Here is a 21,937-nt window from a genome sequence, read left to right as displayed (position 1 = left end):
GGCCAGGGTCTCCAGGAGGGGGAACAGGGCCCGGTCCAGTTCGTCGCGGTCGGTGAACTTCTGCTGGGTCAGCAGGGTGACGTCCTGGCCTTCCAGCGGCAGGGGCGCGTAGGCGTCCGCGAGGCGCGGGTCGCCGGGGCGGTAGGCGGCGGCGCCCGTGGGCAGGGCGCGGCCCTTCATGACCACCAGCTCACCGTTCTCCTGGACGAGGGTGAAGGTGCGCGAGTTGAGCTGGCCCAGGAGGAAGACGACGCCGCCGCCCAGGCCCAGGATGACGAGGAAGACGAGCAGGCGGGTGAAGGTGCGGCGTGCCCGGTAACCGAAACCCTGGGGTGAATTCGTGGTCATGTCGCCTGCCCTCCGGTCGGACGGGCGCCTTGCCCGTGCTTGTAAGCGCCCTGAAATTGGGACGTCCCTGCCTCAGAGGCTACAGTTCCCGCCCCCCGGGAACATCATTTGCAATCTACCTTTCGTCGGATGGGGCCCAGCGAGCTGTTGCCCCGCTACATCTTCGCGGAGAGCCTGTTCGCGCGTCGGCGCGTGCTGGAGGTCGATGCCGTGGCCTCCACCGGGGGCGAGAGCGCGCGTTTCCTGGTGGAGCGGGGGGCTCGCACGGTGGTCGCGTGCGACGCGGACGTGGCAGCGGTGGAGGCGGCGCAGAAGGCCCATGCGCACCCGCAGCTCCGGTTCCGCGCGAACATCTACGACGACCTGGAGCCGGCGAGCTTCGACCTGGTGCTGGTGACGGACCTGGCGCGCTATGTGCGCGCGCCGGAACTCTTGGCGGAGCTGGCGCGGCTGGTGGCGCGGCAGGGGTTCCTGGTGGGCGGTCTGCGCAACATCGCGGGCCTGGCGCTGCCGCAGTTGATGGAGCCGGAAGAGGACGTGCCGCCCATGTACGGGCAGCTCCTCGATGCGCTCAAGGCGCACTTCCCCCATGTGGAGGTGGCCACGCAGTCGCCGGTGCTGGGCTACCAGCTCGCGTTCGAGAGCGGGGACGGGTTGCAGGTGGACGGCTCGCTCGTGCGGCACAGCGAGGCGGCGTACTTCGTGGTGATGGCAGGCCTGGAGCCGGCGCGGGTGGTGGACCCCACGTGGGTGCAGCTTCCGCCGGAGCCGCTGGCCTTCACGCGCGGCAAGCTGGATGAGATCGCGGTCCGGGCGAAGACGTGGGAGGAGCGGGCGGGGCGGCTGAAGGACGCGGTGTCCAAGCTGCGCGCGGAGGTGGGTGACCGGGAGGCGGAGGTCATCGCGCTCAAGCCGGCGCTGGAGGGCGCGCGGCAGGACATGGCGCGGTTGACCGCGCAGTTGGAGACGGCTCGGGGCACGGTGGAGTCCGCGCGCGAGCGGGACGACCTGAGCAGCCGGCTTCGGCGGCGCGAGCTGGAGTTGCAGGTCGCGACCGAGCGCATCGCGGACGCGGACCGGCGACTGACGGCGCAGCGGCTGGAGGTGGAGGGCGCGCAGCGTGCGCAGGCGGACGCGGGCGTGCAGGCGCTGGCGGCGCAGGAGACCTTGCGGCTGGAGCGGGCGCGGCGCGAGGAGACGGCGGCCTCATTGGATGAGGCCCGCGAGCGGCTGACGCAGGCCTATACGGAGCTGCGCACCCTCCAGGACGAGCTGGGGTCGCTGAGAATCGACCGGGAGCGCGACCGGCTGGCGGCGGAGCGCGCGCAGGATGGGGCCGAGGACCGGCGTCGGCAGGCGGAGGCGGCGCGCGAGCGGGAGCTGCGCATCGCGGAGCAGTACTCCACGGCGCTGGCGGCGGTGGAGCACCTGAAGTCGGAGCTGGCGCGCGCGCAGGACCAGGCGCGGGCGGCGGGCGACTCGGTGCCGGTGAAGGAAGCGGAGCTGGCTCGGGCGCGGCGGGAGCTTTCGGATGCCCAGCAGCGGATGCACTCCGCCGATGGGGCGCGCAAGGAGTCCGAGGCTCGGCTGTCGGAGCGCGAGGCGGTGCTGCGGGGGCTGGAGACGGAGCTCACTTCCGCGCGCGAGTCGGAAGCCCGGCTGCGACGCGACCTGGAAGGACAGGCGCAGGGCGAGGCGGCGGCGCGTGCGCTGGCGGCCCGGTTGGAGGAGTCGCTTCACGCGGCGGAGCAGCGGCTGGCGGCGCTGGAGGCGGAGCAGAAGCGCGTCGAGTCCGCGCAGCATGTGGCGGGGCAGCGGCTAGCGGCGGCGGAGACGGAGCGCGTCCGGGTGGAGGCCGCGCTCGTGCAGGCCATCGACGCCGAGCGGGCCCAGGCGCAGGCACGGTTGGAGGAGGCGCTGGCGGAGGCCCGTGCCGAGGCCAATGAGCGGGTGACGAACGCGCTCGCCGCCGCGCACTCGGACGCGGATGGACGGCAGGAACGCGCGCTGGCGGAGGCTCGGGAGGCCGCGGAGTCGGAGCTGACGGAGGCCCTCGCGCGGGCCCGGGCGGAGGAAGCGGCGGCCGTCGAGCGTGCGTTGGAGGAGGCGGAGGCGGAGCGACAGCGCGTGCTCGCCGAGGCCCTGTCCGACGCGGAGGCTCGGCTGGCGCGGGCGCTGGAGGAAGCCGAGGCCCGGCGGACGCGGGCATTGAGCGAGACGGAGGCCGAGCGGCATGCGGCGCTCGTCGACGCCGAGGCGCGGTGGAAGCAGGCCCTGGTCGAGGCTCGCGCGGAGGTCGAGGCGGAGTCGGCCCGGGCGCTTGCTGATGCGGAGATCCTGGAGGGGCTGAAGATCGAGGAGGTCGAGGCCCGCGCGGCCCGTGCCCTCGCGGAAGCTCGCGCGGAGGCAGAGGTCCAGCAGGCCCAGGCGCTGGAGGAAGCGGAGGCCCGTGCGGTCCGTGCCCTCGTGCAAGCGCGAGCGGAGGCGGAGGCCCAGGTTCGCGCTCTTGAGGCCCGCGTGGCCCAGGTGCTCGCGGACGCGGAGGCGCAGCAGGCCCGTGCGCTCGCGGAAGTGCGTGCGGAGTTGGAGGCCCGGCAGGCCCAGGCGCTGGAGGAAGTGCGTGCGGAGTTGGAGGCCCGGCAGGCCCAGGCGCTGGAGGAAGTGCGCGCGGAGTTGGAGGCCCGGCAGGCTCAGGCGCTGGAGGAAGCGGAAGCCCGTGCTGCCCGTGCCCTCGTGGATGCGGAGGCCCAGCGGGCTCGTGCGCTTGAGGAGGCGGAGACACGCGCGGCCCAGGCGCTGGTCGCGGCTCGCGCCGATGCGGATGCGCGGGTGGCCCAGGTGCTTGAAGAGGCCCTCGCCGAATCGAGTGGCCAGACGGAGCAGGTCCTCTCTGTCGTCCGGACCGAGGCGGAGGCCCGGCTCGCGCAGGGACTCCACGCGGCGCGTGCCGAAGCGGAACGCACCCTTGCCGAAGCGGAGGCTCGTGCCGCGCAGGAACTCCAGGCGGCTCGCTCCGAAAGCGGGACGCTGCAACTGGCCCTCTCCGAGGCCCGCGACGCGCTGGCCCGTGAGGTGTGGGAACACGGGGCCCGGCTCGCGGAATCGAACCAGGCCCGTGAGGAGACCTTGGGCCGCAACGCGGAGCTGGAGGCCACCCTCCGGACCGTGCGTCAGGAGCTGACCGACGCGGAAGCCCTGTCGAAGCTGATCCAGGAGGACCTGACGCGGGAGCAGCAGGCCCGGGCCTCGATGCAGGCTTCGCTCGACGCCACGCAGGTGAAGCTGGACGCGGTGGAACAGTCGCTCGTGGCGGAGCGCGCCCAGCGGCAAGAGGTGGAGACGGCGCTAGGCTCCGCGCGGCAGGCACTGGCGCAGGTCCAGGAGTCGCTGACCGCCGAACAGGAGCGGGGCGCCCGTTGGGAAGCGGCGCTCGCCGACACCCAGGCGCAGTTGCTGTCGGAGCGCGAACAGCAGGCCCGCGCGCAGGTGGCCCTCGCGAGCGTGCAGGAGTCGCTGGACGCCGAGCGCGCCCTTCGCACGCGGCTGGAAGGGTCGGAGTCCTCGTGGTCCGAGGCCCAGAGCGCGTTGGAAGCGGATCGGCTCCGGCTGGATGCCGCGCTGGGTGTTGCTCGCACGGTCCTGGAGGAAGAGCGCGCGCAGCGTGCCCGCCTGGAGGATTCGCTCGCCCGCCTCAAGGAAGAGTCCGCGACGGCGCTCGATGAAGAACGGTCCCTGCGGACGAAGGCAGGGGCGACCCTCGCTTCGGTCCAGGCCTCGCTCGAAGAGGAGCGCGCCGTGCTGGCCCGTGTCGAGGCGTCGCTGGCCTCGACGCTCGAAGCCCGGAGTGAACTGGAAGCGGAGCTGGCGACGACCCGCGCCGCGCGGCTGTCCACCGAGGCCGCGTTCGAGCACACGCGGCAGACGTTGACGGAGGTCCAGGCCGCTTTCACCGAGGCGCAGCGCGCGAACGAAGCCGCGCTGCTGGACTTGCGCCAATCGCATGAGACGGCCCTGACGACCGCCTCGGAAGAATCCCAGGCGAGCGCACAGGCCCTGACGGAGGCCCGCACCGCGCTGGCGGACGCGAAGCAGGTGCAGGCGGCCCAGGACGTTTCGTTGCGGGAGCTGCGCGCGGAGCTCACCGAGGCGCGACGGTCCGAAGTCGAGGCGCTGTCGTCGCTGGACGACGCCCGCACGCAGGAGGCCCGCGAACGCGAGTCGCGCGCGAAGGACGAAGCCGCGCTCGTGGAGGCCCAGGCGGCCCTGGCCGCGCTTCGCGCGGAGCTGGAGACCCTGCGCGGGGAGTCCACGGCGCAGCGGGAGCGCCTGTCCGAAGTGGAGCAGACGCTCGCGCAGGAGCGTGCCGCGGCTCAGTCCCGCGATGCAGCCCTGTCGGAGGCCGAGTCCCGGCTTGCCTCCGAGGCCGCGCGTCGCGCCGAACTGGAAGCGGCGCTGTCGGATGCCGAGGCCCGATACGCCGCCGAAGCCGCGCGCCTGCCCTCAATGCAGCAGGCCCTCGCGGACGCGGAGGCCCGGCTTGTCTCCGAGACCACGCGGCTCGCGTCGGTGGAGCAGTCGCTCGCGGAGGCCCAGGCCCGGCATGTCGCCGAGTCCGCGCGGGTCACCTCCCTGGAGCAGGCGCTCACGGAGGCCGAAGCCCGTCAGTCCGCTGAAGCCGCGCGCCGCGCCGAGTTGGAAGCGACGTTGCAGGCCGCCGAAGCACGCGGTGCCGAGGAGGCCGCGCGTCGCGCTGAACTGGAAGCGTCGCTGAAGAACGCCGAAGCCCATCAGGGCTCCGAGGCCGCACGGCTCACCACGTTGGAGCAGGCGCTGGCGGAAGCGGAGACGCGGTATGCCTCCGAGGTCGCGCGACTCACCTCGTTGGAGCAGGCGCTGGCGGCGGCGGAGAAGCGCGCTGCCTCCGAGACCGCGCGACGCACCGAACTGGAAGCGTCGCTGACGGAAGTCGAGTTCCGGCTCGCCGCGGAGACCGCGAACCTGGGGGCGTTGGAGGACTCGCTCGCGCAGGCGGAGGCCGCTCGGAAAAACGCGGAGGCGCGGTTCGAGGAAGGCGCCCAGTCGCAGGAAGTGGCGCGCGAGGCCGAAGCACGGGCGACGCGCCTCATGCAGTCCCTGTCCACGCGCGAGCAGGAGCTGCGCGAGGCCGGGGCCCTGCGTGTGTCCATGGAAGCGCAGATGGAAGGCGCGCTCTCCCGGGCCGAGCGTCAGCAGCAGGACCTGGATGAGGTGCGCGAACAGCTCGCGCTGAAGGAGCAGGAGCTGGCCACCCTGCGCGCGGACACCGCTCAGTTGGGCGCCGCGCACCAGGAGCTGATGCGCCTGGGCTCCGAGCTGCAACGCGCCCACGCCGCGCTGCACGAGCGGGGACAGCAGGTCGGCCGGCTGGAAGCGGAGCTGACGGACGCGAGTGATCGACTCGCCGCCACGCGCGAACACGCGGAGCTGCTCGTGGTGCAGTTGGAGACCGCGCGGCGCTTCGCGGGCAAGGCCACGAACCTGGAGTCGTCGCTCGAAGCGGAGCGGACCGCCCTCGAAGCCCTGCGCGCCGAACTGGAGACCGCCCGCGCCGACGCGGCCCGTTTCACGGAGACCGCCCGAAGCGAGAACGCGCGCGCGTCCACCCTGGAGCAGCAGCTCGCCCGGGACGCCGAGGAGCGCGAAGCCCAGCTCGCCGAAGTCGCGGCCCAGGCTCGTGCGGCACAGGATGCGCTGGAGGCCCGGCTCGCGGAGGCGTTGTCGCTCGCGAGCACCGAGAAGGCCCAACTGGAGGAATCGCTCGCCGCCGTCGCCGCGCGCACCGAGGGCGAACAGGCGTCGTTCGAGGCCCGGCTCGCGGAGCTCACCGCTCGCGCTGAGCAGGAGAAGGCCGACCTGGAGGCCCGCATCGCAAGCGCTGGCTCCGACAGGGCGGAGTTGGAAGTGCGGCTCGCCGAAGCCCTGGCGAACGCGGGCACGGACAAGGCGGACCTGGAGGTGCGCCTCTCCGAACTCACCGCGCAGGCAGGGACGGAGAAGGCCGCCATCGAAGCGCGCCTCGTGGAAGTCACCGCCCAGGCGGCGGCCGAACGGGCGGATCTGGAAGCCCGGCTCGCGGCCCTCTCCACGCAGGCCGAGCAGGGAAGGGCGGACCACGAGTCGCGGCTCGCGGAAGCGCTGGCCCGTGCCGCGACGAACCAGTCCGAACTGGAGGCCCGGCTCGCGCAGGCCGCCGAACAGACGCGCGAAGCCCTCTCCGCCCTGGAGACCCGGCTCTCCACCGCGCTCGCTGACGCGCGCACCGAACAGGCCGCGTTGGAGTCCCGCGTGGCCTCCCTCACCCAGGCCGCCACCGCCGCCGAGGCCCAGGCCCGCCGTGCCGACACCGAACGCACCGCCATGGCCTCCGAGCGCGAACGCCTCCAGTCGGACCTGACCGTGGCCCGGTCCGCCCGCGTCCGCCTGGAAGGCCGCGCCACCTCGCTGGAGACCGCGGCCGTGGATGCCGCGCGCATCCTGGACGCCGAGCGCGCCGAACGCGACCAGCTCACCGCGCGGATCCGCGAGCAGCAGGCCCGGCTGGAAGCCCTGGAGACGGAGCGCGAGACGCTGGTCCAGGCGCTGGAGGAGTCGAAGGCCTCCTCGTCCGGCCAGCCCCCCGAGGCCGTGCTGGAGATGGCCGCCGAGATGGAGGTCCTCCAGGCCCACGTGGAGACCATGCAGGACCAGTTGGCCGCCCGGGAGGCGGAGCTGGCCGAGCTGCGCCGCTCCAGTGGGCCCGCTGGCCCCACGTCCTCGCGCCGGTCCATGCCCGCGCTGGACCTTCCGCCCTCGTCCAAGAAGGTCGGCGAGCGCGAATAAGGGCAGCCGTCTAGACTTGGTCCCGTGGACGCAAGCGAACGCATCTTCAAGTACCACGGCCTGGGCAACGACTTCGTCGTCCTGGACCGCCGTCGCACGGGCGTGGACATCACCCCGGAGCAGTCCCGCTGGCTGTGCGACCGGCGCCGGGGCATTGGCGCGGACGGCGTGCTGGCCATCCTCCCCTCCACCCGGGGGATGGCGCGCATGGTCGTCCACAACGTCGACGGCAGCATCGCGGAGATGTGCGGCAACGGCCTGCGCTGTGCGGTGAAGTATCTGGTGGATCATTCCGGAGAACACCCCGCGCTGCTCGACGTGGAGACGGGGGCGGGCGTGCTCACCTGCGAGCCCGGCTACGGCGACGGGGGCGTGGTGGGCGTGGACATCTCCATGGGCCCGGCGCGGCTGGTGGCCGCGAACCTGCCTTCGGGGACGACGGGGCAGCCCTTCGTGGCATCCCCCGTGCCCGGACACCCGGAGCTGATGGGCACCGCAGTGAACATGGGCAACCCGCACCTGGTCCTCCTGGATCAGCCCCTGGAGGATGCCGAGCGCCTGGGGCCCGGCCTGGAGCGCCACCCGGCCTTCCCGGACCGCACCAACGTGGAGTTCGTGCGCGTGGACGAGGACGGCCTCACCGTCGTCGTCTGGGAGCGAGGCTGTGGGCTCACCCAGGCCTGTGGCACGGGCGCGTGCGCCTCCGCGGTGGCGGCGGTGCTGGCGAAGCGCCTGCCGGGCAATGCCTGGATGCGCGTCACCCTGCCGGGCGGCGATCTGCGCATCCGCGTTCCGGACGACCTGTCCGACATCCGACTGCGCGGTCCGGTCGCCTTCGTCTTCGAAGGCGTTGTAGCCCTTCCAAGGGCCCGATAACCTTCGCTTTTCCTCCCTTCTCCCCCGAGCGCCGTGGCTGGTACGATCCTCGTCGTCGACGACGACCTGTTCTTCCGACAACTCGCCACGGACCTGCTGTCGCAGCGCGGGCACCGCGTGGTCGCCGTGGAGAACGCCACCCTCGCGCTGGAGGAGGTGTCCCGGGCCACGTTCGACCTGGTCCTCACCGACGTGGTGATGCCCGGCGTGGACGGCTTCGCGCTCACCTCCCGCCTGCGGGAGCGCGACCCGGAGCAGGAGGTCATCCTCGTCAGCCACCGCACCGACGTGCAGGGCTCGGAGGTCGCGCTGCGCCTGGGCGTGGCGGACTGCCTCACCAAGCCGATTGAAGAGGCGGACCTGCTGCTCGCGGTGGACCGCGCCATGGAGCGCGCCCAGCTTCGACACGAACGCTCGCGGCTCCAGGATGAAAACCTGGAGTTCGCCCGCTTCCACAACCTTCAGCAGCGGTGCCTGGAGCTGTTGTCCCATCCGGACCTGGAGTGGCTCCAGGAGCGCGTCATCGCGGACCTGGGTTCGGTGTGCGACGCGCAGAGCGCCGCGCTGTGGGTGGTGGACGACCGGGGAGACCTGGGGCTGCGCTCGTACCGGGGGCTGCTCGACAAGCAGTTCCTGCCGGAGAAGATGAGCCCGGAGGGGCCGCTGTCCCTGAGGCTCAGGGAGGCGCTGCCGTGGCTCGCGCGCGACGAGCGCTCCACGGTGCTCTACGTGCCGCTCGTCGCCGCGGGTGAGGTGATGGGTCTGGCGCAGTTGTCGGACCCGCTCACCGGCGACTTCCGCGCGGAGCACACGCGCGACGCGAAGGTGCTGGCGGACTTCGCCGCGGTGGGCGTGAAGAATGGCCGCAAGCTGCTCGCGCTCCAGCGCCTGGGCCTGCGCGACCGCGACACGGCTGCGTACAACCTGAGCTACTTCACCGATTACGCGTCCAAGGAGATCTACAAGGCGCGGCGGTACGGGCGCACGTTCTCGCTGCTCACCTTCAGCATCGACAACCTGCCGCTGGTGCGCGTGCGGCTGGGCGCTTCCGAGGCGAAGAAGGCGGTGCGCGGCATCATCAAGGCGCTCAGCAAGATCATCCGCGACTCGGACGTCATCGCGAAGGCGAGCGATCAGGAGTTCTACCTGCTGCTGCCGGAGACGGACTTCTTCGGCGCGATGATGTTCGTGCGCCGCGCCGTGGCGGCGGTGCGCGACGAGCCGGAGGTGCAGGACGTGGAGCAGCGCCTGCCCCTGGCGTTGGTGGGCGGTGCGAGCACCTTCCCCAAGGACGGCGAGGACTTCGACGAGCTGGTGCACCGCTGCCGCCGCCGGATGGACGAGCGCCGCGCGTCGCTCCAGCGCCGGCTGATGCTGGACGGGCTGCCGTTCTGGGACGAGGTGGACCTGCTGCTGGGCACGCCCAACAGCCCGCGCCTGCCCACCGACGACCGGGCGGAACCCAGCCGCCGGGGCAAGGTGGCGGACGTGCTCTTCGACGAGCTCCAGGTGGAGATCGCCCGCGAGCTGGTGCGCGACCCCGGCTCGCGTGGACTGCTCTACGTAGGAGGGCCGGAGATCCGCGCGGACCTGCCGCTGGCGGTGGGACTGGAGCAGGCGCCGCCGGACCTGTCGTCGCGCATCTACCTGCTGGGTCGGCGCGTGGACCTGGAGTCGCATCCTGCGCTCACGCCGGTGTTCCTGGAAGGCGACGAACGGGTGGCGCGCCACGAGTTCATTCTCTGGCTGTCGGAGAGTGCGTCGTACGCGCTCATCCAGCGGCGCGGGCGGGGCGCGACGTGGGGGTTCCACACCTCGGACACCGCGGTGGTGGACGGGCTCATCTCCAAGCTCCAGGCCGAATACGACCTGCAGCCCTACTGACGAAGTGGAGCCCTGACCGTGGCACAGGTGCGGAAGATCCTCATCGCCGACCCCGACCTCGACTCCGTGCGCGCGCTGTCTCGTGCGCTCAGGACCAAGGGCTATCAGGTGCACTACGCGCCGGATGGCTCGCGGGCGCTGGAGGTCGCGGTGCTGCGGCACCCGGACCTGACGCTCTTCGATGAGGCGTGCCGGCTCCTGGACGCGCGCACGTTCGTGCAGATTCTGCGCACCAACCCGCGCACCGAAGACATCCCGGTGGTGCTCACCACGTCCAGCCTGGACACGGACCGGGCGCGGGGCCCGCGCGACGGCATGCTGCGCAAGCCCTTCAACCTGGACGAGGTGCTCAGCCGCATCGAGCACATCTTCCGGCGCAACGAAGCGGCCAAGGACCTCAAGAGCGAGCAGCAGGAAATCGAAGGGTCGCTCAGCCAGCTCAGCATCCCGGACCTCATGCAGATTTTGGGCATGAACAAGCGCAACGGCCGGCTGTCGCTGGAGCGCGGTTCGGAGCGCGGGGAGATCACCGTCTCCGACGGACGCACGGTGAACGCGCGGCTCGGGAGGGTGGAAGGGGAGAAGGCGCTGTTCCGGCTGCTGTCGTGGACGGAAGGCAACTTCACGTTCACGCCCGGCACGAACTCCGCCCGGCCGCGCATCAATCGCGCGATGGACGACGCGCTGCTCGAAGGCATGCGGCAGTCGGATGAAGTGAACCGGCTCTTGCCGAACCTGCCGCCGCGCCACACCCGGCTGATGCTGGCGCCGGAGGTGGACCTGTCCGAAGCGCAGCACCCGGTGACGGCGCAGGTGATGGAACTGCTGCGCCAGCCGCGAGCCCTGGGTGAGGTGCTGGACCTGGCGCCCGCCACGGACATGGAGGTGCTGGGCGTGCTGTCCACGCTGCTCCAGAAGGGCGTGGCGCGGCCGACGGAGAGCGAAGGCCAGAACCTGGGCGCGGGAGACCTCATCGGCGCGGCGGAGGTGCACGCGTTGCGTGGCCGCCTGTTGCGCACGCGAGCCCCCGCGCGGGTGGCCACGGCGAAGGTGTTCGTGTGCGGCAGCGGTTCGTCCGCGGCGCGGCGCATCCTGGCGAGGGTGCCGGGGCTGGAGGCGCTGTCGGCGGATCCGACGGCGGTGAAGAGCGGCTTCGGGACGCTGGGGCGGCTGGAGCTCAGTGACGTGCTCAACGTGGACTTCTGCGTGCTGCCGCCCGCCGAGGCCGCGCGTCCGCTGTGGCGTCCGTTCAGCGCGGGCGCCATCGGTGCGTTGTTGATGGACTCCTCGGAGCCGGCGGTGAAGCTGGCGCACTACCTGGCGTGGGAGGTCCGCATCCCCATCGTGGTGGTGGGGACGGAGATTCCCAATCCGTTGCTGGGCGCGCCCGCTGGAGCGATTGCTCCGGGCGAGGACCTCACGCAGGCCCTGCGCGCGATGCTCATCCAGGCGCTCAACCCCGCGCCCACGCTGCCCGGAGTGTCCCAGGTGCAGCGCGCGTCCGTCGTTCCTCCCTGAATCCTCAGGAGCGGGCGACAGGGCTCCGCCGCTCCAGATGCATGGGCAGTCCGCCGAAGGGCCGCAGCGACAGGTGCGACTCCGGCTGCAACGTGAATCCAGGCGCCTCGCGCAGTTGGTAGCGCTGCGCGACGGTGGCGAGCACGAGCTGTGACTCCATCATCGCGAAGCTGTTGCCGATGCACTGGCGCGGCCCACCGCTGAACGGGAACCAGGCGAAGCGGTGCCGTTTCGCGGCGGCCTCCGGGGCGAAGCGCTCCGGACGGAAGAGGTCCGGCTCCTCCCAGAAGTCCGGATGGCGGTGCGTGACGTAGGGGCTCACGTCCACCGCGGTGCCCTTCGGAATCTTGAAGCCGCCGATGACGTCGTCCTCCATCACGGTGCGGCTGAAGATGACCGCCGCCGGGTACAGCCGCATCGCCTCCTCCACCACCTGCCGCGTGTACCCAAGCTTCGGCACGTCCTCCACCGTGGGCGCACGGCCCGCGAGGACCGCATCCACCTCCGCGTGCAGCCGGGCCTCGACGTCGGGGTGTTTCGCCAGCAGTCCAAAGACCCAGCTCAGCGTCGTGGCCGTCGTCTCGTGGCCCGCGAGGAGCATCGTCAGCACCTCGTCCCCCAACTGCGCGTCCGTCATGCCCGTGCCCGTGTCCTCGTCGCGCGCGGCCATCAACATGGAGAGCAGGTCGCCGGTGTCCTCGGGGCGCTGCCTGCGCGTGGCGATGATGCCCTGCACCGTCTCCTTCAGCGTGGTGCGCGCCGCGCGGAAGGCCCGGTCGTTCCGCGTGGGAAGCACGGGCGGCAGCATGTTGAAGGACCGGAAGCGCTCGGCGATCTGCCGGCTGAGCTCGTTGAAGGCCGCTCCCACCCGAGCGGTCTGGTCCTCCACGGACGTGCCGAAGAGCGCCTCACCGACGATGCCCAGCGACAGCCGCATCATCTCCTCCGTGATGCCCACCGGCGTGCCCTGCGCGGCGGAGGCGTCCCAGCGCTGGAGCATCGCTTCCGTGGACTGGATCATCTGCGCCGCCATGCCGGCGATGCGCTGCCGGTGGAACGCGGGCTGCGCCAGCCGCCGCTGCCGGAGCCAGAAGTCCCCCTGGCTCGTCAGGAGTCCATTGCCGGTGATCCACTTCCCCATCCGGTACGAGAGGTGGTCCTTCGTGTAGTTCTTCACGTGGTCCTGCAACACGTGACGCACCCCGTCCGGGTGGGCGATGAGGTGCGATTTGATGGGGCCCAGGCGGTAGCTCACCACGTCCCCGTACTCGCGATGGATGGCTGACAGGAAGCCCAGGATGTCGCGGCGCACCTGGGGCAGTACGCCCATCAGCAGGTGGCCCCGGGGGCCGGTGGGAATGCGGGCAGCGGTGGCGGCGGCGGTGGTCATCGGGTGACTCCTCCTGCCGGGAGGTATCGCGCCCCGCCGGCCCGCGCGCATGGTCTCAGGACGCCAACGCGTTGTCCCCGGGCGCCAGGGCGCATTGCGAGTCCCAAGGCGGCTGGGCCATGCTGGCGGGTGATGCGTCCCCAGGCGCTCCTGTCCTCCCTCTTCCGTCCGCTGTTCCACGTCGGTGAGTCACTGGGAATCCCGCGCGCGCTCCTGCTGGAAACCGTGGGCGAGGAGGAGGACCGGCTGGCGCGGCCGGACGTGCGGGTGCCCTACACGGCGCTGGAGCGCCTGTGGGCCCTGCTCGTCCAGGTGGGCGGCACGGAAGCCCTGGCCGTGCGGCTCGCGCAGGCGGTGGAGCCCACGCACGTGGGGCTCGTCGGCTATGTGCTCGTCAACAGCCCGGACCTGGGCACCTCCATCCAGCGCTACTGCCGCATCAACGCGCTGCTCGACCCGCGCACGAAGTGGCGCGTGCTCCAGACGGACCGCGCGCTGCGCGTGGAGCTGCACCTGGATCCGCTCGATGCCTGGGCCCCGCGCCTCCAGCACCCGCCGGAGGGGCTGCTGGTGACGCTGGTGTCCAGCGCCCGGCTGCTCAGCGGCGAGGACTGGAATCCCACGCGCATCTGCTTCGCGCACCCCCGCCATGCGGCCTCCGCCGCCGTGGAGGACTTCCTGGGCATCACCGCCGAATACGACGCGAGCGCCTACCTGGTGGAAGGCGATGCGGCCGCCGCGCGGCTTCCCATCCGTCACGCGGACATCGAACTGGGCAACCTGCTCCACGCACGTGCCGAAGCGGAGTTGGCGCAACTGCGCATCCACGAGACCCGCTCCTGGCGCGAACAGGTGGGGGAGGTGCTCGCGGCCCAGCCCCGTACGGGCGACCTGGTGCCCGCGGATGTCGCGTCACGGCTCGCGGTGAGTGAGCGCACGCTCCAGCGCCGCTTGCGGGAGGAGGGCGTCACGTTCGCGGGCCTGGAGGACGCCGTGCGCCGCGACCGCGCCTTCCAGTTCCTGCGCGACGGGCTGCTGCCCCACTTCGAAATCGCCTTCCTCCTGGGCTTCAGCGACCCCAGCGCCTTCACCCGCGCATTCCGCCGATGGAGCGGCACGACCCCGGGGCACTGGCAGCAGGCGCAGGGCGCGAAGGACGGCTCCGCGTAACCTGTCCGACTGTCCTACAGGTTTGCCCGGGCAGGGCCGCCTGGAATCCGTGCCGCGCGCGGAACGTTTTTCCCATGGGCGTGGCACCCCGTCGCGCCCAGGAGAGGGGCACGCGCATGGTCAGGACGTTGAGGGACGCGGAGGAGCTGGTGCGCACGCGCCACGTCATCACCGAGGTGCCCACCCACGGGCCCACGTCCCTCGTCGAACAGGTCATGGGTGGACGGCCCGCCGGGAGCTGGCGCGAACATGCGAAGGGACGGCTCGCGTACCGGCTGGGCCGCCAACTGCGCGCCTCGCCGGACGTGCTCGCCGTGCGCCTGGTGGAGGGCAAGGTGGCCTTCGTGGATCCCACGCTGTGGGCCTCCGTCTACCGCGTCGCGATGGAGCCCGGGCGCCGCCGGCCCTCGCTCCAGGGCTTGTCCCTGGAAGCCCGTTCGCTGCTCTCCTCCGTGGAGCGCGATGGCCGCGTGAAGATGGACAAGGAAGGCCCCTGGACCAAGGCGCGGGAAGCGCTGGAGGAGCGCCTGCTGGTCCACTTCTCCGAAGCGCAGGAGGAGGACGGTCACCACGTCGCGGTGCTGCGCTCGTGGCGGGACTGGGCCTCCCCGGAGCTGAAGGCGGATGCGGCCCGGCTGTCCTACGAGGACGCGCAGGCGCGGCTGCGAGCGGCGTGTGACGGGGCACCCACGGGCCTGGGGCCCTGGGTGTTCTGAAAAGCGCCGGACCGCCGTCAGCTCAGGCGGCTTCCTCGCGCACTTCGAGGGCGTCGCGGATGCCCGGAAGCCGCAGGAGCAGCTCGTACTCCGCGGGCTGGATCATCGACACGCGGCGGCCCGCCACGCGCTCCATCCAGATCTCGATGCGGTGCTCTCCGGCCGGATTGACGTGCCGGAAGATGCGGGCCCGGCGGCCTTCCGCCTGACAGGCGAGGATGTCCTGCTGGAGGCTGCGCAGCCGCCGGAACACCTTCAGCGCCGTGCGACCCTCGGGGGTGTCGAACGTGTGGAAGTGCCGGTTTCGCGACAGCGGACGGCCGGGGTCATGAAGCCTCTCGATGAGGCGGCGCACGAAGGGGTCCATCGACGGAGGAGGATAACATCCGCTACCCTGTCGCTCAGTGATGCCTCCGCGATTTTTCCCCCGGCCCTGGACGCTCGTCCTGCTCCTTCCGCTTGCCTGCAAGGACCCGGAGACGGCAGCCGCCCAGACGCAGGCCACCCAGGTCCAGTCCTCCCTGTCCGAAGGCCGCGAGGCGCTCACCAAGGGCAACTACGGCCGCGCCATCGCCGCGCTCCAGAAGGCCTCCAATTCGGCCCCGGAGAGCGTGGAGCCGCTGCTGCTCCTGGCGGAGGCCCACCGGCTGAGCGGCAACTCGGGCGCCTCCATCCTGACGCTCAAGCAGGCGGAAGGCCTGTTGCCTGGCAGCGATCCCGTCATCCAGAAGCAACTGTCGGACCTGTACCTGCGGGAGGGGCAGGCCTCCCTGGCCATCTCCACGCTCGTGGCCCTGCGGGACGAGGGCAAGCTGACGCCCGGCGACATCCTGACCCTGGCGCGTCTCCAGGCCCGGCAGGGGCACGCCGAGGACGCCTTCACCACCCTGGAGCGCACCCTCCGGGAGAACCCGGACGACGCCGCGACGAAGACGGTGGAGGCGGAGATCCTCCTCATGAAGGGCGAGGAGCTGCTCGCGGCGAACCTGATGGACCGCGTGCTCCAGCACTCGCCCAGCTTCACGGCGGCGCGCCTGCTGCGTGCGCGCTACTTCCTGATGAGCGGCTTCTCCGACCTGGCGGAGGCCGACCTCCAGTCCGTGCCGCCGGAGGACGCGGCGACCACGGACGTCGTGGCCATGAAGGCCCGCGTGCTGATGGCGCTGGGCCGCCCGGCGGAGGCCGAGGCCGCCCTCAAGCTGCTGCTGGAGGACGACGCGGACAACGCCGAAGCGCTCGCGTGGCTGGCGGACATCATCCGGGCCCAGGGCCGCCTGACGGACGCGCAGCAGTTCGTGGACCGGGCGCTGCAACTGCGTCCCCGGCTGGCCCGAGGGCTGTACGTGCGCGGCCGGGTGCAGGAGGACCAGGAGGATGTGCGCGCCGCCGAGGACAGCTACCGCTTCGCCCTCAAGACGGAGCCCGCCTTCGGTCCCGCGCTCTCGCGCATCTGGCGGCTGTACCTGAAGGCCGGCAAGAAGCTGGAGGCCCAGGCCACGCTGGAGCGACTGCTGGGGCTGGGCGAGGCGTCGGTGGAGGAGAAGGCCGCGCTCGCGGGCATCTACGCGCAGATCGAGACGCAGCTTCCGCGCGGCAAGAAGCTCATCGATGAAGCCCTGCAGCGCGAGCCGCAGAACCCCGAGTACCTGCGCATCCGCAAGGCCATCGAGAAGGCCACCCCGCGAAAGAGGGGGGCCTCGTCGGGCCCCATCATCATCCGCGGGGGACGGCGCTGACGGACGAAGGCAGCGCGGCTTCCGCGACCACCTTCTCCAGCGCCTTCTGACCCTTCTTCTGCCCCACGGCGACCACCAGCAGGTTCTCGCGGGTGAAGTAGCGCCGGGCCGCGTCGCGCACCTGCGCGGCCGTCTGGCGGTCCACCAGGTCCGCGCGGTGGCTGAAGGTCTCTGGCGTGCGGAACAGCTCCGTGCCGCCGAACCACCCGGCCAATTCGCCCGGTGAGTCCTGGGAGAACTCCAGCAGCATGCGGTGGCGGCGCTTGGCGCGGTTCAATTCCTCCGCGCCCACTTCCTCGTCGCACAGCGCGCCGAGCACGCGCAGCGACTCGGCCACCACCTGCGAGGCCTTCTCCGGCGCGCTGGCCGCCTCGATCTCGAACAGGCCGGTGTCGTGGTACGTGTCCAGCCCGGCGCTCACCGAGTACGCCAGCCCGCGCTTCTCCACGATTTCGAACGGCAGCCGCGACGACAGGCCATCGTCCAGCAGGCGCCGGAGGATCTGCAGCGCGGGGTAGTCCTCGTGCTGCTCCGGCACGACGCGGAAGGTGAGCTTGAACTCCGTCTGCGACTCATCGTGCGTGACGAAGTGGAAGTGCGGCCCGGGCCCGATGAGGGGCGGCGGCGCTTCGGTGGAGGCCTCGCCCCGGGGCAGGTGGGCGAAGGCGCGCTCGGCCAGCGCCATGACCTCCGAGTGGCGCACGCGGCCCGCGGCGGTGACGACCAGGTTGCCGGCCACGTAGTGGCGCAGGAAGTGTTCGCGCACCTGGTCGTGGGTGAGGGCCTTCACGGAGTCGCTGGTGCCGGCGATCTTCAAGGACAGCGGGTGGTCCGGGAACAGCAGCCGCTTGGACAGGTTGTCCAGGTCGATATCGCGGCCCTTTTCGTCCACCTCGTCGAGCATCTCCTCCAGGATGATCTGCCGCTCGACCTCCATGTCGGTGAGGCGGGGGCGGGTGAGCATGTCCCCGATGACGTCCATGCCCACGCGCAGGTGCGACGGGTGCAGCGGCGTGTAGTAGTAGCCGTGGTCGCGGGTGGTGGCGCCGTTGAGGTTGCCGCCGACTTCCTCCACGGCGGCGTTCATCTTCACGGTGTCCGGCCAGCCCTCGCTGCCCCGGAAGAACAGGTGCTCCAGGAAGTGGCTGACGCCGTTGTTCCCGGGCGTCTCGTGACGGCTGCCAGTCCGCACGTAGACGGCCAGCAGGGCGGTGTGCAGGTGCGGCGTCTCGACGGTGACGACGCGCAGCCCGGAGGGCAGCACGTCCCGGAACGGTTTAAAGCTCATGCGCAGGGAAGCCTTAACACGAAGGTCGTCCCCTGGCCGGGAATACTCTGGCAGGAGAGCGAGCCCCCGTGGGCCTGGAGGATTTGTTGGCTCACCGCCAGCCCCAGGCCGGTGCCCCCCTCCTTCGTGGTGAAAAACGGCTCGAAGAGGTGGCGGCGGACCTCCTCGGTCATGCCGTTGCCGGTGTCGCGCACGGACACCTCCACGTCGCCCTCGAAGGGCAGGGTGGCCACGGTGAGCCGGCCTCCGGAGGGCATGGCTTCGCGGCTGTTGCGCAGGAGGTTCAAGAACACCTGGCGCAACTGCCCCTGGTCCGCGAGCACCCGGGGCGTGCCGGGGGCGAAGTCGCGCACCACCTCCACGCCCGCGCGCACCAGCTCCTCGCGGGTGAAGTCGAGCACCCCGTCCAGCACCGCAATGATGTCCTCCGGCTCCAGGTCCGGTCGGGCGGGGCGGGCCATGCGCAGGTACTGTTCGGTGACGTCGGTGAGGCGGTCCACCTCGGAGGTGACGGCGGAGAGCAGCTCGCGCGCCTCCACGGCGGTGTCGGTGGAGTCGAACCGGGCGGTGGCCACCGCGTCCTGGAGCAGCTCCACGTTGAGGCCGATGGAGGACAGCGGGTTTCGCACCTCGTGGACGATCTGCGCGGAGATGCGGCCCACGGCGGCAAGCTGTTCGGCGCGCATCAGCGCTTCGGCCTGGGACTTGAGCTGCGCTTCGCGGGCCTGGAGCGAGCGGGCCATCTGGTCGAACTCGCGCGCGAGCAGCGCCACCTCGTCGTCGCCGCGCACGCCCAACTGGGCGGAGTAGTCACCCTTGCCAATGCGCGACACGCCCTCGATGAGGGTGCGCACCGGGCGCAGCGTGCGGGCGGACCACGCGGTGACGCCCACGCCCACGCCAATGGCCATGATGGACAGCGCGATGATGGTGAGGCCGGTGCGGCGCTCGCGCTCTTCGGCGCCGTCCACGCGCTCTCGGATGCGGTTGCCCAGCGTGGCGCGCAGCACGCGCAGCTCGCGGCCGATGGCGGCTTCCAACTGGCGCAGCTCGGAGGTGGCGCGCGCCACCTCGTCGCCGCTGGGGGATTCGGACGCGAGCGCGGCGAACACGGCCTCCACCGCGTGGCCGTAGGCCTGGGAGTTCTTCGACAGCTCGCCGAAGCGGGAGTCCAGCTCCATGACGAAGGGGACCTCCCCCTCGGGGGCGAAGGTGAGCACCTCGCGGGCCTTGGCGCGGGCGGCCTCCAGGCGCTGGGCCATCTGGGGCGAGTAGTAGAGGCTCGCGAGCCGGATGAGCGCGCGGCGCGTCTCCACGCTGTTCTGCTCCAGCACGCGCTCGGTGTCCTTCTCCTGGCTGGTCTGGAAGGTCTCCAGCGCGGCGGCGTCCTGGGACAGCTGGAGGTAGCCCTGGCTGACGAGGCGGATCTCCAGCCGGTTGCGGTGCAGCTCCGCCACGCTGAACAGGGACACCGTCCCGAACGTCAGGAGCACCAGCGCGTAGCCCAGGAAGATGCGGGTGGCGAGCGAGAGCTTCATTCGGGAGGGGACAGGACATACGTCCTGGGGCGGGCGCATTACAGCGCAATCCCCGCCGGCCCGCCTGCTTCCGCCCTCGCCGGGCGTCCAGACTTCGTCCTTCGAGGCCGGAAGCGGGCTGGTAGCGTCCGCCGCATGTCTCCGCGCCCTGTCCGCTCCATGCTCCTGGCCGCCCTGCTGGCCCTGTCCGCCGGCTGTGGCGCGAAGGAGGTCACCGCCTCCTTGCACCTCGTCACGGCCTCCTGTGCCGGCATTCCGCCACTGGAAGGGGTGACGCACCTGCGCTTCCGCGTCAGCGGGCCGGGGATGGATGCGCCCCGGGAGCGGGTGTCCACGGTGCGGTGGACGGCGGAGGATGTCCCGGCGATTCCGCCAGGCAGCGCGCGGGTGCTGGAGGTGCGGGCGTACGCGGGGGCTCCGGACCGGGGCGGCCAGTTGCGGTCGCTGGGCAGGACGCCGCCCTTCGACGTCGCGGAGGGGCAGGCGACGTCGGTGCGGGTGTTCCTGCGCAGGTTGGGGGAGTTCGCGCCGGCGAATCAGGCCGTGAGTCCCGACACGTGCGCGGTGCCGCGCGAGGCGAGGGCGGGGCACACGGCGACGCTGTTGCAGGACGGACGGGTGCTGCTCGCCGGAGGCTATGCGCCCGAGAGGGATGGAGCGCGGCTGGTGTCGGGGACGACGGAGGTGTTCGACCCGAGGGAGGGAATGTTCAGCCCCGGGCCGGACGTGGGTGCACGGGCCTTCCACACGGCGTCGCTGCTGCCGGACGGCAAGGTGCTGCTCGTGGGGGGGGCGGAGGCGCTGGACCTGCTGTCGATGCAGCGCACGGCCCGCGTCGTGGACGTGGCGGCGGGCGAGGCGACCGCATTGGCGCCGAAGTTCGCGCGCTACCAGCACGCGGCCGCGGTGGATGCGGAAGGGCATGTGCTGCTGGCGGGTGGGCGTGCGGCGGATGGGAGTGGGGTGTTCGCGCTAGAGGGCTTCGATGCGTCCTCCGGGCGCTTCTTCGACGGGATGGGTGAATTGCGCCGCGTGGACGCGACGCTGGCGGTGCTGGAGGGCGGCCGTACGATTCTGGTCGCGGGAGGCTCGGATGAGGTGAGGCCCGAGGCGGACGTCCTGTCCTCCGTGTTCGACGGAGACACGTTCGTGTGGTTGTTGCCGGTGCCACCACGGCTCCAGGTTCCCAGGGTGGGCGCTTCCGTGGCGATGCTCGGTCGGGCAGAAGACGGCCCCCTCCCGCTGTTGATCGGCGGCTTCGACGGCGTGGATCCGGTGAAAGGAGCGCGCGCCGTGGGCTCCTCCGAGGTGTTGGAGAGTGCGCTCCGGGTGAGCGCGGGACCGGCGCTGTTGCCCCGGAGCCATGCGTGCGCGGTGTCGCTTCCGGATGGGCGGGTGGTGGTGCTGGGCGGGCAGGGGACCGAATCCGGTACGCCGCGCGCCACCGCCTGGGCGGAGCTGATCATTCCGGCGAAGGACGCCCAACCCAGCGTGCTGGGTCTGCCGCTGTTGCCGCAGCCGCGCGCGGGGCTTTCGTGCACGGCGCTCGCGGATGGATCGGTGCTGGTGGTGGGCGGCGTGGACGACACCAGCGGCGAACCCCGGGCGCCCATCGAGGCCCTGGTGCTGATGCCGCCGCCGCGCGACTGAAGTGGGCACGCTCCAGGCGGACTGTTAGCGTCCAGGTCCTATGGTGACCTGCCTACCTGCCCGGTTTGCCCTGGCCGTGCTCCTCTTGAGCGCGGCGGTGGAAGCGCGGGAGCCCGCGGTCCGCACGGTGCTGTTGTCGGAGCACCCCGAGGACTTCACGCCGAGCGTCTACGTGAAGGGCGCGGTCGCCACCGTCCTGCGCTTCGAGGCGCCTGTGGATGCTTCGAAGACCCGCATGCTGGCCTGGGAGGGCCGTTTCGAGCCGCTACTGGTGGGTGGCCGCAAGGTGGTCGTGGAACCGATCAGGGACCTGGCGGAGGACGAAGGAGTGCCCCTGCTCGTGACGCTCACGAACGGAAGGGAGATCCCGCTCCTCCTGAAGGCTCCTGGACAGGGCCGGCGGGCCGAACTGGACCAACAGGTGAACGTGTTCGAGGACCGTCAGCGCTACGAGGCCATGTACTCGACGCTGATGGATTCGCTCAAACAGCAGCGTGTGCTGGGAGAGGAGATCGCGCGCCTGCGCCAGGAGGAACGCTCTTCGGACCATGCGCTCGCCGCGCTCGTGGTCAACGGAGACATCACGCAGACCCCTTTCACGAATCGACGGCGCTGGGCCCTCAAGGAAGAGGGCGCGAATATCGTGGTCGAGGTTCTCACGAGCACAACAGTTCCGAAGGTTGCGGTGCTGTTCTCTGTCACCAACCACGATGCAAAAAATCCCTGGAGCCTGAAGGAAGCTCGGCTGTCTACGGTTTCGAGTGGGGAGTCTCGCCCGTTTGCCTTGCGCATGAAGCAGGATGAAATTGCTCCAGGTGCCACGGGCCGTATCGCCGTCGTCGCGGACGACAGCGTCTTCCAATCACCTCAAGGCTTGGAACAACTGGCGCTGGAGTTGTTCCGCGCCGATGGTCTGTCGCAGGCCTACCTCGTCCTGGAATGGCGCCTCTTCAAGGAGTAAGTCC

13 protein-coding genes and 1 pseudogene are annotated in these 21,937 nt (G+C 71.4%); 9 read left to right on the top strand and 5 right to left on the bottom strand.

Translation table 11 applies throughout. From position 1 onward, the window contains the following. Positions 1-348, bottom strand: a pseudogene (locus D7V88_RS02085) (IF-2 protein); the annotation flags it as partial. 129 nt (positions 349-477) lie between these two features. Here D7V88_RS02085 and D7V88_RS45025 point away from each other — a divergent pair. The 4 genes from D7V88_RS45025 to D7V88_RS02065 are packed head-to-tail and all read left to right on the top strand — an operon-like array spanning position 478 to position 11,484. Continuing rightward, positions 478-7,206 carry a methyltransferase domain-containing protein gene (locus tag D7V88_RS45025; RefSeq protein ID WP_120538897.1) on the top strand — a complete coding sequence of 2,243 codons (6,729 nt, stop codon included), beginning with the start codon at positions 478-480 and terminating at the stop codon, positions 7,204-7,206. A 24-nt stretch (positions 7,207-7,230) separates the two neighbouring features. After that, the gene (gene dapF / locus D7V88_RS02075) at positions 7,231-8,082 is read left to right on the top strand and encodes a diaminopimelate epimerase (protein WP_120538896.1); all 852 of its coding nucleotides are present in this window, start codon (positions 7,231-7,233) and stop codon (positions 8,080-8,082) included. A gap of 33 nt (positions 8,083-8,115) precedes the next feature. Continuing rightward, positions 8,116-9,966 (top strand): GGDEF domain-containing response regulator, encoded by a 1,851-nt coding sequence (locus D7V88_RS02070; RefSeq protein ID WP_120538895.1) that lies wholly within the window; start codon positions 8,116-8,118, stop codon positions 9,964-9,966. Positions 9,967-9,984: 18 nt separating this feature from the next. Next, positions 9,985-11,484, top strand: a complete 1,500-nt coding sequence (locus D7V88_RS02065) for a DUF4388 domain-containing protein (RefSeq protein ID WP_120538894.1) — start codon at positions 9,985-9,987, stop codon at positions 11,482-11,484. Between the two features lie 4 nt (positions 11,485-11,488). On the opposite strand, the gene D7V88_RS02060 is transcribed toward D7V88_RS02065, so the two are convergent. Then, positions 11,489-12,874 carry a cytochrome P450 gene (locus D7V88_RS02060; protein WP_120538893.1) on the bottom strand — a complete coding sequence of 462 codons (1,386 nt, stop codon included), beginning with the start codon at positions 12,872-12,874 and terminating at the stop codon, positions 11,489-11,491. A 132-nt stretch (positions 12,875-13,006) separates the two neighbouring features. Here D7V88_RS02060 and D7V88_RS02055 point away from each other — a divergent pair, with 132 nt between their 5' ends. Both D7V88_RS02055 and D7V88_RS02050 read left to right on the top strand, forming a co-directional pair. Further along, positions 13,007-14,044 (top strand): AraC family transcriptional regulator, encoded by a 1,038-nt coding sequence (locus D7V88_RS02055; RefSeq protein ID WP_120538892.1) that lies wholly within the window; start codon positions 13,007-13,009, stop codon positions 14,042-14,044. Positions 14,045-14,160: 116 nt separating this feature from the next. Then, complete coding sequence (locus tag D7V88_RS02050; protein WP_120538899.1) at positions 14,161-14,760, top strand: RNA methyltransferase; 600 nt, start codon at positions 14,161-14,163, stop codon at positions 14,758-14,760. A 22-nt stretch (positions 14,761-14,782) separates the two neighbouring features. On the opposite strand, the gene D7V88_RS02045 is transcribed toward D7V88_RS02050, so the two are convergent. Then, entirely contained in the window at positions 14,783-15,127 is a 345-nt protein-coding gene (locus D7V88_RS02045; protein WP_120538891.1) for a hypothetical protein, read from the bottom strand. Positions 15,128-15,167: 40 nt separating this feature from the next. On the opposite strand from D7V88_RS02045, the gene D7V88_RS45020 reads away from it, so the two are divergent. After that, positions 15,168-16,496 carry a tetratricopeptide repeat protein gene (locus D7V88_RS45020; protein ID WP_120538890.1) on the top strand — a complete coding sequence of 443 codons (1,329 nt, stop codon included), beginning with the start codon at positions 15,168-15,170 and terminating at the stop codon, positions 16,494-16,496. Here the strand turns inward: D7V88_RS45020 and D7V88_RS02035 are convergent. Together D7V88_RS02035 and D7V88_RS02030 are read right to left on the bottom strand one after the other, a co-directional pair. Then, positions 16,474-17,784, bottom strand: coding sequence for a M16 family metallopeptidase (locus tag D7V88_RS02035; protein ID WP_120538889.1), 1,311 nt, complete (start codon positions 17,782-17,784; stop codon positions 16,474-16,476). The genes D7V88_RS45020 and D7V88_RS02035 overlap by 23 nt on opposite strands. Next, positions 17,781-19,322: a sensor histidine kinase gene (locus D7V88_RS02030; RefSeq protein WP_120538888.1), complete on the bottom strand. Its 1,542-nt coding sequence runs from the start codon at positions 19,320-19,322 to the stop codon at positions 17,781-17,783. Before D7V88_RS02030 ends, D7V88_RS02035 begins: the two co-directional genes overlap by 4 nt. A 135-nt stretch (positions 19,323-19,457) precedes the next feature. Between D7V88_RS02030 and D7V88_RS02025 the strand changes: the two genes are divergently transcribed. Both D7V88_RS02025 and D7V88_RS02020 read left to right on the top strand, forming a co-directional pair. Beyond that, complete coding sequence (locus tag D7V88_RS02025) at positions 19,458-20,972, top strand: Kelch repeat-containing protein (RefSeq protein WP_120538887.1); 1,515 nt, start codon at positions 19,458-19,460, stop codon at positions 20,970-20,972. Between the two features lie 76 nt (positions 20,973-21,048). Next, positions 21,049-21,933, top strand: a complete 885-nt coding sequence (locus D7V88_RS02020) for a DUF2381 family protein (RefSeq protein ID WP_158624968.1) — start codon at positions 21,049-21,051, stop codon at positions 21,931-21,933. Positions 21,934-21,937 lie beyond the last annotated feature (4 nt).

The organism is Corallococcus terminator, assembly GCF_003611635.1.
GTDB lineage: Bacteria > Myxococcota > Myxococcia > Myxococcales > Myxococcaceae > Corallococcus > Corallococcus terminator.
The sequence above is the reverse complement of the archived record's forward strand: the minus strand, read 5'-3'. Positions and strand labels throughout refer to the sequence as shown.